Raw genomic sequence first — 17450 nt, 5'->3', positions numbered from 1 at the left:
TTTCAGTCGATTTTCTATTTTTGTAAAACCATTTTCAATTTGTGAATCTGCTCAGAAATATATTTCTGTTTTGCAGAGTCTTCTTCTGTCTGGGGACGTTGCTGTTCCAAATTATCCAACTCTAACTGGAACTTAAACGATTCCCTGGATAGTTGATGAATTCTTTTGATAAGGAGTTCAAGCCGTTTTTGAAAATATTCGATCATTTTATCGGTGTTCGACAGCACTTTTTCTTCCAGCATATCCGACAACGATAGTTCCGGTGTTTCCGATATGAAGGATTCATAAGTGTGTTTTGATTCATGCAGAATTTCCCTATCCAGTTGCTGAAAATCATTGATAAGCGCGGTCATGACTTCAGAATCAGCCCGGGTTGAAATTTTATTTCCCTGCAGTTGTTCCAATAAGTGCACAATCTCGCTCAAAATAAACCGCCACTGTGTGTAAACCTTGTTTCCACGCTCTTCAATCGGCATTGCCGGAAAGGTCTGTCCAATCTGCTGTAGCAGATCATTATACAATTTTTTGGAGAGCACATCGAAGTGGATGCTGTTGTTCGGGTCAAGGCTGATGCCAAAACGGGATTTCAACAAGCGGCATACCGCGGCAAACACCTTTGGATGAGGCTGTACATGCGAGGTTTCAAGGGTTTTCATCCGCTTTTCAAGATGGATGATCTGCTGGATATTCAGTACTTTCTGCTGCACAGTTTCTTTTTGTTCTTTCCACCAGAGCAAATGTTCAATCTGTTTATCCATAAGCCATTGCATGACAGGCAGATATTGATTGACAAATTTTTCAAAATTAGGTGAGTGATCTGCATGCCAGGGAAGCGCGATTTCCGGCAGAACCATAAACAGGGTAGACTGCATGGTATTCACTCTCAGGAACATCCCCGGATCCTCCCCGGACTGAACACCGGCCCATTCCTTTCCGCCCAGAATCACCCCCGGTTTGAGCATGCCCAGATTGTCAATGTTACGCATGAGCGCAATACTGTTTGATAAGGGAATCCAGTAATCCCGGGATAACTCATAAATTCCCACATCGTCCCCGAGGGTGCCCTCACAAAAGTGGAAATTTTCCCGGATAAAGGCTTCTGAAACATTTTTTCCCTGAAGTTGGAAAATTTGGGTCAGTCGTTGAAAGGCATGGCTGATTTCCATTTTTTTTGTTTTAGAACTGGAACAGCCGATCAGATCTTTGATCGTTGGTGTTTGTGTCAACGAAAACCGGATGGCGCCGGACTTTGGTGGAGCCCAATTCAAATTGCTTTTCCGGAAAGCGGCAAATCCCTGAAGGAGCATGTTGATGTATTTCTGAATCTGGTTTTCAACGCGTTCCGCGGCCATTTCATTGTCAGAAACAACCACCGATTTACTTCGGGCCTTTTCCAGAAATTTCTGCATTTTGGCAATGGACGAGTTGAACTGGTTTTCACATTCAGCGGCAATCATCGCTAATCGCTGTGAGGCCTGGGCCTGCATCCGGTTGGGATATTTGACAGAATAATTCCGGGAAAATGAATCAAGGTATTGTTCCAGATCAAAGACATGAGATTGATCGCCTGTGCCAAAGAAAATGGTGTTTTTGGGGATGTTCTCTGAGTTTGGAACACAGCTTTTCTCCACATTTTTCAGCATGGAAGACACACGGATGTGATAGTTCCTCGGGTTGAATAATTCGACATCATGCAGTTGAAACGTGCGTTCCTCCACAGGCATTTTCTGTAAAATTGATTCACTCAACTCCAGTAGCCAGCCTCGCCATAAATCTCGTAATTTTGTGAGATAACTGGTCTCATTTCCCCGATGCTGTTGAGGCGGATTGTGGGTTTCCATATAATGGTATAATTCCGCCCTCAGGTTGGCAACAGACGTCGAAACATTGGGCGGCCAAACAAAATTATATTTTTCATGAAGATATTTTTTTATGAAGGCCCAGGTCGCATGAGACCATTCAAGTTCTTTGCGGTTATCAATGGCTTTGGCAATAAATTGGCTGTTGAGTATTTTGAGGGTGGTGTTGACTTCTTCCCAGAGGTTTTTTTGAAGATGGACGTAGTTGAATAATCTTTTTTGTATTTCCTGAAAAATATTGGAGAATATTTTGACTTCCTGCAAAAATTCTGAATCCGGCAAAGGTTCTTTATAGCTTCTGATAAAAGTTCCCATCGGGATTTTGATCAGAAATAACGTTTCACCTTCCGCAACACGAATGGTAGCCGCTCGTTTGGAATTGGGTTCGACCATAGCTTTGTCACCGATCAAGGCTGGAGATTCCATCTGTACCACGATCTGATCATTCACGAGGACATCGACAATCCCCTCACAAAGCAGATACATGTCTTTTCCCGCATCGCCTTCATGGATAATTTCCTGCCCGCCCGTAAAAAAACCGAATTCCAGTTTTTCAAGAAGTTTACTACCCAAAATTTCCAGGGATGCCTGTGTCAGGGGATAGGCCTGTAACAGGATGATGGCAATTTGTATGGTGTCCTTGTTTGTTTTAACAAGCGGGTAATATTGGTTGGAATTCCATCTCATTTGAATCCTGAATTTCGTTACCAACCGAAAATTTCCGGTTATTGAATGCCTTGCAAAACAAGAATTATGTGCCAGTAGCGACGGGTTTGAAACACGTCTCTACAATTTCATGACAAGGTTGCCTGTCAAGTGCAAGAACAATCACTTCAAAAACACCTGATAATAATTCAGGGGTATCTCAGTTCTTGTCAATGATATAAATTTTGCGTATAGCTTTTATGAATTGAAGTTCATAGGCCTATTCTTTGGAGAAAAATTATGAAAATACTGGCTGCGGACATTGGTGGAACGAACAGTCGTTTCGCGGTGTTTGAAAAAAAAGGTACAAATGAACTGGAGATGCTTGCTTCAGAAAAATTTTTGACGGGCTCCTTCAGTTCTTTTGAGCAGATGCTCCAGACTCTGAGGGAGGATTCGGAATTACCCATCAGAGAATGTAATGCCGCTGTATTCGCGGTTCCCGGGGCTGTTCGACAAAAGAAAATTTGTCAGCCAGCCAATATTTCATGGTTGATTGATGTTTCCAAATTGTCAGCAAGTGGTTTTCCCCCGAGTATCCTTATCAATGATTTTGTGGCTCAGGCTTTTGCCTGCAGAAGTCCTGCCGTTAAAAATCCGGTACTGATTCATCATGCCATCGCGGATGCGGAAGGGGTTGTCGGTGTCATTGGTGCTGGAACAGGCCTTGGACATTGCGCGCTTGTGCCGCTGGATTCGGGGAACTACGTTGCGGTGCCCTCTGAATCCGGACATGTGGGTTTCATGTTCACAGGTGCTGAAGAAAAAGAATATGAACGGTTTCTGGCAAGAGAAACAGGAAAAAGTTATGGTTATGGCGATATCGTGGTCTCAGGGATGGGATTATCCCTGGTGCATCATTTTCTGTATGGCCATAAACTCAGTCCTGCGGAGGTGTCCAATCAACTGGATAATTTTCCAAAAACCGTGGAATGGTTTGCCCGGTTTTATGCAAGAGCATGCAGGCATTATGCGCTTTCCGTTCTTACGACGGGGGGGTTGTTCATAGCAGGCGGTGTCGCGGCAAAAAATCCGGGCTTGGTCAATAATCTGTCATTTCTGAATGAGTTTCTCAATTCCCCAACCCAGGAAGCTCTCTTGCGAACCATTCCGGTCTTTTTGAATCTCAATGAAGACAGTGGTTTGTTTGGCGCCGCTTTGTATGGTATTCAATTCTTCTAAATTGGGGTTGTTGTTGAAATCAAGGGCGGTGGTCATAGTTTCTGCCACAAATTGTAGGAGGGGAACCTGTGGGTTCGCACTGATTCCGGGCAGAAACACAGGTTTGCTCCTACAGGACAAAATCAAAATATGGGAACAAATCAAAATTAAACATGGAGGATCATGAAGACTCAGGACGCATTGATGAAAAAAATATTGAACAGGAGCATTGGCTTTACGATTGATGAGGTCATGTCTGGAGAACATGAGTTTGTGGATCAGGTCGGCAAAAAAGGTAAATTGCCCATGGAGTTCCGAGTCACCTGGGGGCCAGAACAATTATTGCAATGGCTGAATCCTGTCAAAAAAACGTTTCTCTCCCAACCCTTGAAGGGCGTGGTGACGATTGATGGTTTATGTCGTGATACTCCGTGTCAGGGCGTGCTGGAGCTTCGATATTTTCAGGAGGCAAAAATACGGTACAGGTTTAATTTTCAGGTACAGGACAAGGTTTATGAATATCAGGGTGAAAAAGTGAACATTCGTCCCTGGAATCTGCACCGGACTCACACAACCTGTTATGGAACAGTCCGCGAATTGCCTTCCGGCAAAGAGGTTTCTAAATCAGTGGTTTACTTTCGTTTTTCGACCATGATGTCTTTTCTGGGAAGTTTTCGAATCAAAATCAATCAGGATTCTGTGGGTTGAACCAGACAGAATCTTGCGGATCCATGGTGAATGAGGTGTGAATGGTGGAAGAAATAAAAACTGAATTGAAGCAACAAATCAATGAATTGATTGAAAATGATCCGGACTTGTTGGCGTATCAGCAAAAAATTCAGGGAATGCTGTCGTCTCAAGCTACTGGCACAGACCAGGAATATTTTGCTTTGACGACACGCGATGTTTCAGAAACATGGCTGGAAGAATTCAGGCAGGATGTTCTGGATCGTCAGATCAAGCTGGAAGAATTACAGCATAAAATTCAAAAGCGTCAGGAAGAACGTATTCAGCGCAAGGCCTGACTCAATTCAACGAGATTTTTCGCACAACCACAGTGCCCGCGGAATAGCCTGCGCCAAAAGAGCAGACAACCCCCAGATCCTGAGCGTTCAAATCGTTATGAAACTTATGGAACGCAATGATGGAGCCTGCCGAACTGGTGTTGGCATATTCTTCAAGAATATTGGGTGCTTCTTCCAGCGAGGCTTCACGACCGAGAACTTTTTTGCTGATGAGCAGATTCATGCTCAGATTTGCCTGATGGAGCCATAGACGTTTGAGCTCAGAAGCCTCGATTCCCAGTTCATGCAGGTGCTCCAGAATCAAATGAGCGACCATCGGGATCACTTCCTTGAAAACTTTTCGACCTTCCTGAACAAAGAGTTTGTCACGGGCATCGCGTGTTTCAGCCGCGGACCGGTTCATGAATCCGAAGTTATTACGGATGTTATTGGAATACTCAGTCATCAGTTTGGTTCCAACAATCTCAAACGCATCCTTCACCGTGGCAGTTTCCGCTTTTTCGAGAATGATAGCGGTGCAGGCATCCCCAAAAATAAAATGGCTGTCCCTGTCTCTGAAATTAAGATGCCCCGAACATATTTCAGGATTGATCACCAGCGCCGTTTTGGTATGGCCCCGTTCGATCGCATCGACCGCGGTTTGAATTCCAAATGTCGCTGAAGAACAGGCCATGTTCATATCGACCGCAAAGCCCTTGATTCCCAGTGCTTTCTGAATTTCAATCGCAATGGCTGGATAAGGTCGTTGGAAATTGGAGCAGGCCACAAAAACCGAGCTGATATCCTCTGCGGTTTTTCCTGCTTGTTCCATGGCCTGTTTTGCCGCGGCCACCCCCATTTCACATTGCAAAGAGGGTTCCTCATTGGAACGTTCCGGAATGACAGGGGCCATGATGCGGGGATCCAGAATGCCAGATTTGTTCATCACATATCTGTTTTTGATTCCTGAGGCCTTGATGATAAATTCCACGGTGGACTCAGCCAAGGCTGTGACTTCGCCTCTGGCAATCAGTTCGGCGTGTTCCGTATTGAATTGTTGAACATAGGCATTGAAGGATTCCACAAGTTCTTCGTTGGAAATCGATTCTGGCGGGGTGAATAATCCTGTGGCACTGATAACAACTTGACTCATGTATCTCCTTAAAAAATGGGAATGTGCTTATTTCAAAGCGTTTTCCAACCATGAAAGATCGCCTTTTCCCTGTCGAATGACTTCAGGAGGAAACGATGTAAAATCCACAATGGTTGAGTTTTCAGCAAAAATGACACCTCCGTCAATCACCATATCCACTACATTCTTATACTGTTCATGCAGATCATGAGGATCATCATGCAGGTCTTCTTCATCGGCTCTGAGGCTGGTGCTTATGATCGGATGTCCCAAGGATTCAACAAGTGCCAGCGTGATGGGATGGTCTGGATAACGCACACCAATGGTACGCCTCTTGGTCAACATGATTTTCGGGACAATCTTGGAAGCTTCCAGAATAAAGGTATAGGGTCCGGGGAATTGCCGACGGATGAGTTTATATAACGGGGCATCAATTCCCTGTGTGTATTCCTGAATCTGACGTTCGCTGGAACAGACAAAGGTTAACGGTTTTTTACGATCCACTTCCTTGATTCGGCAGACCTGTTCCATCGCTTTCTTGCTGTACACACTGCATCCCAACCCATAAACTGTGTCTGTTGGATAAATGATCACCCCGTCATTCTGTAAAACGGACACAGCCTGATCGATTAACCGCTGTTGTGGATTTTGCGGATTGATAACGAGCAACATTTTGCCTCCGGGAAAACAGACTAACTTAAATTGTTCAACTGACGTAATGCATCCTATACAACAATTGATATAGAGGATGCAAGATTAAGACTGCGTAATGTTCCTGAGGACTACTCAAAAAATAACTTCCATAACTTTTCAAAAACATTTTCTGCCGGGCATGCGTAGAGACGTGCTATAGCGCGTCTCTACAGTCCTGAGCAAGGGCGGTGGGTAAAAAAACTTTGGGAAGTTATTCTTTTGTTGGTCCTACAGGCATGCGTAGAGACGTGCTATAGCGCGTCTCTACAGTCCTGAGCAAGGGCGGTGGGTAAAAAAACTTTGGGAAGTTATTCTTTTGTTGGTCCTAAATGTTGCAAACACTCCTTCATGAAAAACTACTTTCCCGGGAAATCGCTCATTTCTACCTGGAGATAGTCCATGTTTTTGAAAAGAGGGTATATTGGCGCTGAAGGGTTGTTTCCAAGGCATTTTTAAACAACAGAGAACCGGTATGTTCGCTGTTGTTTATCAGTGCCTCACGATAAAACTGCTCATAATAATGGTCAGGTTCCACCCGGACCCATAATTTGAAGCTTTGAGCCGTGGGAGGAATCCTTTTTTCAAATTTAAGGCTGACTGATTTTTCAGGAGCCAGTCGTGTGTCAAAGATTTCATTCCATGAGGTGCTGGACACATCCAGACGTCGTTGCAGAATTTTTTCCGCATAATATTCATCTCCAGCCACGTTGCCTGTTTCATCCAGAAAGGCCGCTTTCATAAACACAGCCGGAGTGGAATATGTGGGGAAATAATGTCCGGTTCCTGTGTTTTCCAGGGTTAATGTGGCGTTGAACAATTCTCCGTGTTGAGGAGTATCACTGCTGACAGAATAACGGATAGCGACCCCGGAGGCTGTCATGTCCTTGTCATGGATTCCCTTCCACAGGTGTTTGCGATCGGGCATGTGACAGGATTGACACGTTTTTCCGCTCGCATAAGCCGGACTCTCCAGCCACTCCATGTAGGTGTTTTCTACAGTTTTTCCTCCCGGTTTGAAGGTGTTGGCTTCATGTTGATGACATCCCCGGCAAAATTCCGAAGTTTCAAAAAAAGGTGTGCGGAAAGGCGCACCATGCAAGGCTTCAGACAGGGATTCTCTGTCTGGTCTGAGTGGTGGTCCATGACGCTGGTGATTTCTCAAATGACAGGCCGCACAGGTCACCCCATGCGATTTCAGATCCCGGTCAAACTGGTTGTTAGTCTGCCAGTTCCCGTCTGAGGTGGGCAACTGTTCCCATTGTTCACTCATGGGAGCGTGACAGATGTCGCATCGGGCTTTTTCAACGGCGTCGTAAACCTCGTATTGTCCAAGCAACCCCGGACTCATCGCCTGACTATGAAGGGAGGCCGACCATTCTTCAAACTGGGCAGGATGACATTTGGCACAATCTTCGGGTTGAATTCCCTGAGCCAGTAATTGAAAATTTTCTGGAGGTTTATCCTGCAATGGAATGGGGGTTTCCCAGTAAGACAAGCGCCATTGATTGGCAGGTTGATTCTCTTTGGGGCTGATCTCGTCCCGGGTTCCAGCCTGATAGAATAAAATCATGATTCCCCCCATGAGGAACAACAGAGGGATTACAGGATAAATCCCGGGTATGGAATAATGATTTGTAAGTACCCGACCATAAATCTTTAACCATTTTTTCTGGTTCTCTACCTCTGGTGGGGAATCCTTCTTAGCCCACCTCCGGTGGTTTTCCAACGAACTGTGGAAGGGCACCAGAGGTGCTTTAAGGAGCACGCTTACACACCATGCGTTAAGATCCATCGTGGCCCTTGCTTTTTCGGGATGACACATTCAAACTGATAACTACTTTTCACAATTTCTGAAAGATGCCCCAAATTTTTTCGAAAGGAATTTATGTCTGAAACAATGACTCTTGAAGTTTTTACCGACTTTATATGACCCTGGTGTTATCTCAGTACCGGGCGTATTGAAAAACTAAAAACCAATTACCCTGTCACAATACAATGGCGTTTTTTCCCTCTCCATCCAGAAATTCCGGCAGAAGGAATAGCATTGAACGATTTATTTCCAGGGAGCGATTTTGAAAACTCACCCATGAGATCACATTTGAAATTGCTCATGGAACAGGAGGGACTGCCTTACAATTCCCCGTCCAGGACCTTCAACACTCGATTGGCTCAAGAACTTGCAAAATGGGCGGAAGGTCAACCCAATGGAGAGCGCCTTCACACCTCACTCTATCAAGCCTGTTTTGTTGGCGGACAAAACATTGGGGACATCAATGTACTGCTTCAACTGGCGGAAGAGATCGGTTTGCCGATTGAAAACGCACGCGATGTCCTGATCAACCGCAGGTTTAAGGACGCAATCGACTCAGATTGGCTCCGTTCCCGAGAGATCGGTGTGACTGGAGTTCCGGCCTTTGTCGCGGAGCCTTATGGAATCGTTGGCGCTCAGCCTTATGAGTCCTTGGTCAAGCTGGTACAAGCTGTTTTGGGACAAAAAAATCAAAGATGACAACATCTGGAAAATTAAAGGTTTAAAATCTGTTCAACTGACGTAACGCATCATAGACAACAATGGATACGGCTGAGGCGAGGTTGAGACTGCGGACATTGGGTTCCCACATGGGAATGGTGAAACAGCGTTCCGGATGAGACAACCGCCAGCTTTCAGGAAGGCCCGCTGTTTCCTTGCCGAAAAAAATGTAGTCACTTTCCTTGACCTCCATTCGGGTGTAGGGGGTGGTGGTGTGGGTGGTGAGCAAATGAATTTTAGCAGGATTCATGGAATTCAGGAACAATTCCTTGTCAGGCTGATGTTCCCAACTCACATAATCCCAATAATCCAGTCCGGCACGTTTGAGATAGCGATCTGTCAGTTCAAAACCAAGAGTTCCAACCAATATCAGATGGCATCGGCTTGCGGCACACAAGCGTGCAATATTTCCTGTATTGGGAGGGATTTGGGGTTCAACCAGAACCACGTTGACGGGAGGTGTTTGATATAGTTTCACAGAGTCACAGATTTTCAGGCTTTGGGGTTTTCACGGTTGAACCGTTCAATCGCAAATTGAATCAACCGGTCCAACAATTCAGAATAGGGCACACCCGAGGCTTCCCACAGTTTGGGATACATGCTGATCTGGGTGAATCCTGGCAGTGTATTCACTTCATTCAAATAGAAGGACAGGTCCTGTTTTACAAAAAAATCCACGCGGGCTAACCCCTGACATTCCAGAACCTTGAAGGCTGTTACCGCTGTTTCCCGCAATTTTTCTGTCACATCTGCGGGCAGTTCCGCTGGAATCATCAAGGATGCGCCATCTTTGTCCACATATTTTGCCTCATAGGAATAAAATCCGGATGTCGGTGCAATCTCACCCAGCACAAGGGATGCTTCCGGGTTTAGATTTCCCAGAACGGCACATTCAATTTCACGGGCCTGAACAAATTCTTCCACCAGAACTTTATCGTCAAATTCCAGGGCAGTTTTCACGGCCTGACGGAAAGTCGGTTCATCCACAGCTTTTTGTGTTCCCAGGGAAGAACCTTCCCGGCAGGGCTTGATAAAGACAGGGTTTCCCAATTTGGCGACAACGTCCTGATAGGTTACAGAATTGTCACCACGAAGTGTGATGGATGGCGTGACAGGAATTCCGGCTTCATGCAGTAATCTTTTGGAGAGGTCTTTGTCCATGCCAATGGCAGATCCTGAAACATCAGGTCCCACAAACGGCACATCAAACCATTTCAATAATCCTTGAATGGCACCGTCTTCCCCATAGCGGCCATGCGTGATCGGGAAAAAAACATCAATTTCAGCAAGCTTCTTTCCGCTGGCAAGATCGACCAATTTTCTGCCGGAAGTCAAGGCTACCCGGGGAAGCGACTGGTTCATTCTGGCGTTTTTAACACTTTCGGCGTTTTGCAGAAAGTCAGCTCCTGTACCAAGATACCATTGCCCCTGTGGATCTATGGGGATCATGTGGATTTCATATTTTTCAGGATCAAGACGCTGTTGAATGTTGAACGCTGAAATCAATGAAACCTGATGCTCACCGCTTTTTCCGCCACACAAAACACCAATACGCAGTTTATTCGGAGAAGTCATGCGATCCTTTACGACTGTGCTTCAGACAACGCCGATGCCTTGACGCGAATATGCAATTCATCCAGTTGTTTTTGATCGACTCTGGATGGGGCATCAGTCATGAGACAGGCGGCTTTCTGGGTTTTGGGGAAGGCTATCACATCCCGAATGGATTCTGTATGGAGCAAAAACATCATCAGGCGGTCAAAACCGATGGCTAGGCCACCATGCGGTGGGGCACCATAAGAAAGCGCTTCAATCAAAAATCCGAATTTGCTTTGAATTTCTTCATTGGTGAGATTGAGCATCTGGAAGACCTGGGTCTGAATATCCTGTCGATGAATACGCAGACTGCCTCCGCCCAGTTCAACGCCATTCAGCACCACATCATAGGCCACTGAGCGGATTTGAGACAGATCGCCATTTTTGTGCTGTTCCAGATCGGACAGATTGGGCATGGTGAAGGGATGGTGACTGGACGTATAACGTTTTTCTTCGGCGTTATATTCAAACAATGGAAAGTCAGTGACCCAGACAAATTCATAGTGGTTTTCTTTGAACAACTTTTTTCTGCGGGCGATTTCCTTTCGAAGATTGCCCAGAGAATCAGCCACGATTTTTGCGCTGTCTGCACAGAAAATGAGCAAATCTCCCTGTTTGGTCTGACAACGGGATTCAATGGCTTTTTGTTCTTCTGAGGAAAAAAACTTGGCGATGGGTGATTGCCAGCCTGTCTCCTGAAACTTGACCCAGGCCATGCCTTTCGCACCATAAATTTTCACGAATTCTGTCAATTCATCGAGTTCTTTTCTGGAAAAATCAGCACCTCCCGGAATTCGTATGGCTTTGACCTGTCCACCTTTGGAAATAGCGTCCGCAAACACTTTGACACCACAGTTGGCGACAATGTCAGAGACGTTCTGGAGTTTCAGATCAAAACGGATATCCGGAGCATCACTGCCATAGTCATCCATGGCCTGTCGGTAGGTTATGCGTGGAAACGGTGTCGGAATATCAATATCAATCACATTCCTGAAAATCTCTTTCAACAGGCCTTCTATCAATAAATAAATTTCTTCAGGCTGTGTGAAGCTGAGTTCAAGGTCAATTTGAGTGAATTCAGGCTGTCGGTTGCCACGGAGGTCTTCATCCCTGAAACAGCGGGCAATCTGCATGTAGCGGTCATAACCACTGCACATCAGCAACTGTTTGAACAACTGGGGCGACTGGGGCAATGCGTAAAAATGTCCGGCAGAAACCCTGGAGGGTACCAGATAATCCCGTGCGCCTTCCGGTGTTGATTTGGTCAGGATCGGCGTTTCGACTTCAAAAAAGCGCTGGTTGCTCAGATAGTTCCGGGTCACCTGCATGGCTTTGGATCTGAGCATCAAATTACGTTGCATGCGGGGATGGCGTAAATCCAGATAGCGGTAAAACAGTCGGACTTTTTCATCCACATTGTCCCGTTCTTCCATGACATAAGGCAGAGGTTTGCTGGAATTCAGAATTTCCAGACTGGTGACGACTACCTCAATTTCACCTGTGGGGAGTTTGGGATTGACGTTTCCATGTTCCCTTGGTGTGACACGTCCTTTGACAGCCAGCACATATTCATTGCGGATGGAATCACCCAGTTCATGAGGTTCAGGGGCCACTTCACGTCGGAAAACAACCTGTGCCAACCCTGTGTAATCACGCAAGTCGATAAAAATAACGCCTCCGTGGTCCCGGCGGGTGTTACACCACCCCATCAAGGTTACTTCTTCGCCGATATTGGCGGATCTCAGTTCACCGCAAAAATAAGTACGCTGCCAGTAGTTCATAATTCAGGATCAAGGATGGATGGAAGAAAAATAAATCATTGAATGATTGGTTGCTGTGGGGTCTTACGCATGCTGTGATTTTCACCTCATGCGCCGGAAGAATATTATTAAATTCGATCAGGCCTGAACTGTTGGTTCAGTTCCTGTCGTTTCCTGTGTTTTTGCTAAAGCTTTCAAATATTGATAGCGTATGCGTTTACTCATGTTTTTACGCAGTTTACTGGTTTCTTTACGGTAATGGGCAATACTTTTTCGATGATGTGAACCTTTTTTTTTCATTGGATTCTCCTTATGATTATTGTTCAAACCGGGTTACATCGCCTGGGGGAATTCAGCATGTCTCGGTCAGCATGATATCTTGGTCTTTTCTTTCAAAGATGCTTCTGATAAATTTTTGATTGAATATCAGGTAAACATCAAACCGAATCAAGTGCCAGGCTATCCATGAGTAATAGAACCCCCGAGTTTATGAAATTTTCTGTTTGGAATAAAACAGTGTGTTGGCAAATTCAATCATATTCTTATGAATTTCTTCATGGGAGGCTTCCGGGTAGATTTCCTGAAAAATCGTAAACCCCAGCATGTTCCATGCGACGAGTCCTTCATCAATGGTGAGTTCTTCGTCATCAAACACACCCAGAACGGTGCGAACTGCTTGCTCAATCTTGATTTTGCGTTTGATGTCGTCCAGTGAAAATGAGACTTCCATAAGAGCCAATAGGTGTTAATTCACAATAACAGTCAGGTCTTTCCTGATGTAAAGCTTGAAACCATAATTTTCAGAAAAAAAAATGTCCAGACCAAAACTGATATTTCAACGACTTGTACCATGGAAGGCGGGATGCTTTCTGCTGATTTTGACCTGGTTCTTCACAGGATGTTCCTCCAGCAATTCCGAACCCTGTCAGGATACAGATGTCAGTTGCACCCGTTCTGCGCTGGCTGATGTCACGATGACCCCGGAAGGATCCATCTTGCCTGGCGATCTGATAGTGTTTGACGCTACGGCTTCGGTTTATGATGATATTCTGTGGTATCAGAATGATGTCCCGATTGAGGCTTGCCTTCATAAAATCGTTTGTTCCATTGAGTTTGATCACCCAGGAGTGTTTGTGATTAAGGTGCTGGTCACGGTGGAGGGAACGTCTGTGAAAAGCGGAACCAAATCTATCAAAAATCTGGAAATTATCGTGAAATGCGGAGAAGTCGGGCAAATGTATGCGGACGGGATTCTTGTAAAGGCCAATGATTTTGAATGTCTGCTCATGCAGACCAGCGATGCTTCAGGTTGCCGGGCTTCTGACAATTACGCGAATTGCCGCAACTGGTTTGATGCGGCCAGCGTCTGTGCGGCAGGAATTTCTCCGGGCGTTTCCTGGTATCTGCCTTCACTGGATGAGTTGAAACTGATGGCCGCGGTTAAAACTAATGCCGGTTTTTGCGATATTCAGGTTCAGGACTGCGCCGAATCATTTGCGAATGATGTTTGGCGACTGCCCTATTATTACTGGAGTAGTTCTCAGGTGAACTCCGTCAATCAAACCTATTGGGCCCATGATTTTTCCGCTGGTGTGGATTCTGTTCAACAGAGGCTTTCCATACAGGGATCCGTTCGCTGTATCAGACAAATTTCGCTGGAGTGACTCATGAACATGAACTGGTTACCGGGATATCTCATGTTATTGATATCAATATTTCAGTACGGATGCTCAGACAATGCGGCCTGTTCCGGAATGGATCCATTCTGTCAGCCCAAGGCAAAAGTGGTGGTGAGCATTCAACCTGCCAGAACCGTTGCGGCCGGTGAAGAAGTCATTTTTGACGCTTCAGATTCAGTCTATGACAACATTCACTGGTATCAAAACGCGGTCGAAATTAAAAACTGTGACAACAAGGATATTTGCACGGTGCTGTTTGAAGAAGCCGGCAATCAGATCATTGCGATTGAAGCTGTCACTGAGACCGCACCGGGTGGGATGATGAGCAACAGTAAAGGAAGCACCGCCAGAAAAAATATTGTCATCACTGTCACCAGTGATTCTTGCGCCAACGCGGGAGTCGATTGTTCCTGGGATCTACGGGCTACCAGCAATGAAACCTATCTGTCAGGCCATGCGCTGGTATCCCATGATGGTAAATTGTGGAGTCTTGGTGGGAAGTTCGGCCTGACCCCCAGGCAGGATGTTTTTTATACAACCTCGAGCGATGGTCGTTCCTGGAAAAATATCGCCCTGGATTTTGAGGGAACAGAAAATGCCACGCGATCTCTGTGGAATGCACGGTACTGCCATACGGCATTGTCATTTAAAAACACGTTATGGGTGATAGGGGGCTGGAATGATGTCACGCATTATGGCGATGTCTGGTTTTCCACCAATGGATATCACTGGACTCAGGCCTCTGCCTCTGCGGGATGGTCTCCCCGGCGTTGCCATGCCAGTGTCATCTTTCAAAACAAGATCTGGATTATGGGTGGGCGTAACGATTTAAATTATTTCAATGATGTCTGGTACAGTTCAGATGGACAGACCTGGACTTCTGCCACAGCCAGCGCCGCCTGGACAGGAAAAGAAGGACTCGGCGCGGCGGTTCTCGATGACAAAATATGGGTTTTTGCAGGATCTGATGGAAATGCCTCCAACGAAGTCTGGTATTCTGCCGATGGCACAAACTGGACTCAGGCCGTTACTCCCGCCTGGGATGCCAGGGTTCATGGGGTGAGTCTGACCTATGACAGCCGCTTATGGCTTGTCGGCGGAAAAGACCAGCAGGATGTCTGGTATTCGAGTGATGGACAAAACTGGACACAGGAATCGACTGGCTTGTGGGCCCAACGCTATCTTCATGCTGGAACCGTGCACAATAATCGTATCTGGATCATGGGTGGACTTCGTGAGGATACCCAATTAGGTGATGTCTGGTCCTTTGGAATTGAAGGAACCGATTGAATAAGCCAATCTGGGTTCGTCCCTCTTTGTTGATGGCTTGGTTTTTGCTGATTCATGCTGATCAGGATTATTTCCATCTCAAAAGGGGCGCATATGCTGAATCGAATCACTCGTGGTTACAAGGAACAAACCTGTGTATTTCGGACACACGAAGAACTGGTCAAGGGAAATGTCAGTTCAGGAATTACCAAGATTTTTGACGAATTACAGTCTCGTCAGACAAGAAAAGTTATTTTTGATTTTAAGGCAACAACAAAATTAACACCTGAAACCATTGAATTCATTCAGGGCCTGTCAGAATTGCTGTTACCTGCGAATATCAGTGTCTACGCCGTGCATGGTTCAGATGTTCTGGTTAAAACATTGCCGGCATTTCTGCTTTGGTTTGCTTCATTGAAGGACGCCATTTCAGGAAATAGCTTTCAGTCAAAAACTCAAGAGCCCTCATCTGTTCTGAATAAAGGATTTTTTTCGAACACGATGCAGCAGGCTAAAAAGAAAAAAAGTCCTCAATTCTCAATATCGCCGGAAACTGAATACACTCCTCAAAGTGAATCTGACTTACAAATTCCAACGGTCACAGAACCTTCAATATTTTCTCGATCCTTAAAGTCTATAAAAGGCTGGTTCCATAAAATTTCAAAACATCCCAAATTCAATATTGCCGCATTTCAGGCTGGAATTGTGGCGTTGATCGCAGTGTTTGGCTGGAGTGGTTATCTGGGCTATCAGTGGTGGTTCTGGGATCAGGTGGTTTCTGCTCTGGAACACAACAATCAGGCTTATTTTTCCAATGATTTTAATCAATTTCATGGAAGCGATGCCGGAGGTAGAACTGCCCTGATGCTGGCCATCAAACTTCAAAAACCTGAGATAGCGCTGTCACTGTCGGAAAAATCAGATTTAAACGCAATGGATCTTCAAGGAAGAACTGCACTGATGTATGCCGCGTATCAGGGCAATCATGAGGTGATCAAGGCGGTGACTGACGGGGGTTCGGAGATCAATACAAGGGACAACTCCGGGAAATCTTCATTGATGTGGGCTATGGAACGGAATCAATATTCCGCGGTCTTGCAGTTGCTGGAACAGGGGGCAGATCCTGTTCTTACTAAAGCACAATGGGATGACTTTTTTAAAACTCAGGAACCGGAAATTAAGAAAAAATTGCGGCAGGCACTGGCGGAAGCACGTGAAAAACATAACCTTTCCATGGATCAATGGATGGCCTTGGCAGGAAACAGAAAAGTAGAAAACATGCAGCGGTTTTTAGATGCGGGCCTGGATATCAACACTCCTGATAAACAGGGGCAAACCCTGTTCATGAAAGCTGTATCCAAAGATAACCGGGAATTGATTGAAGCCCTGTTTGATCAGAATGCTGATTGCAATTTAACGGATTCCCGTGGGGAAACCGCGTTGTCATGGGCTGTCTTTCAGGGATATGACGCTGTGACCAGGTTACTGCTGAATCGTAAGGCGGATCCGAACAAGGGCAGCATGCCCCCGTTGATGTGGGCCTCTTTCCATGGAAAACTGCCCATGATTGAATTATTGATTCAGCATGGCGCTCAAGTCAATGTGACCAATCCGGAAGGCTGGACGCCGCTGATGCTGGCTGTCAGTCAGGGACATGTGAACGCTGTCTGGACTTTATTGACCCATGGCGCAAAAATTGATGCTGCTAACAATATGGGATACCAGCCATTGATGATTGCCGCAAATAAGGGTCATTCTGATATTTCCAGACTTCTGGTCGCCAAAGGCGCTTCAGTCACCGCTCAAACCAGAGAGGGCAAAACAGCGATGGATCTGGCCATAGAAAATGGTTATGGCGATATTGCCCGGCATCTTCAACAAACAAAAATGCTACTTCAACATAATTGATTTTTATGTTTGATATAATATTTTGTGAACATAGCGCACTTCGTGCGGGCTTTTAGAGTTCCTCTTGAGACAGACATCTCATTTCTCATTCATTCCTTACACAGGGACGTTGGCCGGGGAAAAGATTTAGGACGGAAGCTACAGCATCATTCAA

At 45.7% G+C, this 17450-nt stretch carries 16 protein-coding genes; 7 read left to right on the top strand and 9 right to left on the bottom strand.

Annotated elements, in window-relative coordinates; all coding sequences use genetic code 11:
• Positions 1-14: 14 nt before the first annotated feature.
• Positions 15-2546, bottom strand: a complete 2532-nt coding sequence (locus tag HQM11_08835) for a cyclic nucleotide-binding domain-containing protein (GenBank protein MBF0351126.1) — start codon at positions 2544-2546, stop codon at positions 15-17.
• Between the two features lie 255 nt (positions 2547-2801).
• Between HQM11_08835 and HQM11_08830 the strand changes: the two genes are divergently transcribed.
• From HQM11_08830 to HQM11_08820, 3 genes are all read left to right on the top strand, one after another.
• Positions 2802-3746 carry a glucokinase gene (locus tag HQM11_08830; GenBank protein ID MBF0351125.1) on the top strand — a complete coding sequence of 315 codons (945 nt, stop codon included), beginning with the start codon at positions 2802-2804 and terminating at the stop codon, positions 3744-3746.
• A gap of 162 nt (positions 3747-3908) precedes the next feature.
• Positions 3909-4433: a hypothetical protein gene (locus HQM11_08825; protein ID MBF0351124.1), complete on the top strand. Its 525-nt coding sequence runs from the start codon at positions 3909-3911 to the stop codon at positions 4431-4433.
• 41 nt (positions 4434-4474) lie between these two features.
• A complete protein-coding gene (locus HQM11_08820) occupies positions 4475-4750 on the top strand; it encodes a hypothetical protein (protein ID MBF0351123.1) in 276 nt (91 codons plus the stop codon).
• A 1-nt stretch (position 4751) separates the two neighbouring features.
• Here the strand turns inward: HQM11_08820 and HQM11_08815 are convergent, their stop codons facing one another.
• The 3 genes from HQM11_08815 to HQM11_08805 form a co-directional block, all read right to left on the bottom strand.
• On the bottom strand, positions 4752-5882 hold the full coding sequence (locus HQM11_08815; GenBank protein MBF0351122.1) for a beta-ketoacyl-ACP synthase III: 1131 nt from the start codon (positions 5880-5882) through the stop codon (positions 4752-4754).
• A 27-nt stretch (positions 5883-5909) separates the two neighbouring features.
• Positions 5910-6533 (bottom strand): threonylcarbamoyl-AMP synthase, encoded by a 624-nt coding sequence (locus HQM11_08810; protein ID MBF0351121.1) that lies wholly within the window; start codon positions 6531-6533, stop codon positions 5910-5912.
• A 403-nt stretch (positions 6534-6936) separates the two neighbouring features.
• Positions 6937-8124, bottom strand: a complete 1188-nt coding sequence (locus tag HQM11_08805) for a hypothetical protein (protein ID MBF0351120.1) — start codon at positions 8122-8124, stop codon at positions 6937-6939.
• A 387-nt stretch (positions 8125-8511) separates the two neighbouring features.
• On the opposite strand from HQM11_08805, the gene HQM11_08800 reads away from it, so the two are divergent.
• The gene (locus HQM11_08800) at positions 8512-9063 is read left to right on the top strand and encodes a DsbA family protein (GenBank protein MBF0351119.1); all 552 of its coding nucleotides are present in this window, start codon (positions 8512-8514) and stop codon (positions 9061-9063) included.
• 22 nt (positions 9064-9085) lie between these two features.
• On the opposite strand, the gene HQM11_08795 is transcribed toward HQM11_08800, so the two are convergent.
• From HQM11_08795 to HQM11_08775, 5 genes are all read right to left on the bottom strand, one after another.
• Positions 9086-9526 carry a tRNA (cytidine(34)-2'-O)-methyltransferase gene (locus HQM11_08795; GenBank protein ID MBF0351118.1) on the bottom strand — a complete coding sequence of 147 codons (441 nt, stop codon included), beginning with the start codon at positions 9524-9526 and terminating at the stop codon, positions 9086-9088.
• 50 nt (positions 9527-9576) lie between these two features.
• A complete protein-coding gene (locus tag HQM11_08790) occupies positions 9577-10659 on the bottom strand; it encodes a D-alanine--D-alanine ligase (GenBank protein MBF0351117.1) in 1083 nt (360 codons plus the stop codon).
• 8 nt (positions 10660-10667) lie between these two features.
• A complete protein-coding gene (aspS, locus tag HQM11_08785; protein ID MBF0351116.1) occupies positions 10668-12461 on the bottom strand; it encodes an aspartate--tRNA ligase in 1794 nt (597 codons plus the stop codon).
• Positions 12462-12578: 117 nt separating this feature from the next.
• Entirely contained in the window at positions 12579-12740 is a 162-nt protein-coding gene (locus HQM11_08780; GenBank protein ID MBF0351115.1) for a hypothetical protein, read from the bottom strand.
• Positions 12741-12927: 187 nt separating this feature from the next.
• Complete coding sequence (locus HQM11_08775; GenBank protein MBF0351114.1) at positions 12928-13170, bottom strand: hypothetical protein; 243 nt, start codon at positions 13168-13170, stop codon at positions 12928-12930.
• A gap of 82 nt (positions 13171-13252) precedes the next feature.
• Between HQM11_08775 and HQM11_08770 the strand changes: the two genes are divergently transcribed.
• From HQM11_08770 to HQM11_08760, 3 genes are all read left to right on the top strand, one after another.
• Positions 13253-14104: a hypothetical protein gene (locus HQM11_08770; protein MBF0351113.1), complete on the top strand. Its 852-nt coding sequence runs from the start codon at positions 13253-13255 to the stop codon at positions 14102-14104.
• 3 nt (positions 14105-14107) lie between these two features.
• Positions 14108-15409, top strand: a complete 1302-nt coding sequence (locus tag HQM11_08765; protein MBF0351112.1) for a hypothetical protein — start codon at positions 14108-14110, stop codon at positions 15407-15409.
• Positions 15410-15502: 93 nt separating this feature from the next.
• On the top strand, positions 15503-17296 hold the full coding sequence (locus tag HQM11_08760; protein MBF0351111.1) for an ankyrin repeat domain-containing protein: 1794 nt from the start codon (positions 15503-15505) through the stop codon (positions 17294-17296).
• Positions 17297-17450 lie beyond the last annotated feature (154 nt).

It is taken from the genome of SAR324 cluster bacterium (genome assembly GCA_015232315.1).
Classification (GTDB): domain Bacteria; phylum SAR324; class SAR324; order SAR324; family NAC60-12; genus JADFZZ01.
The sequence above is the reverse complement of the archived record's forward strand: the minus strand, read 5'-3'. Positions and strand labels throughout refer to the sequence as shown.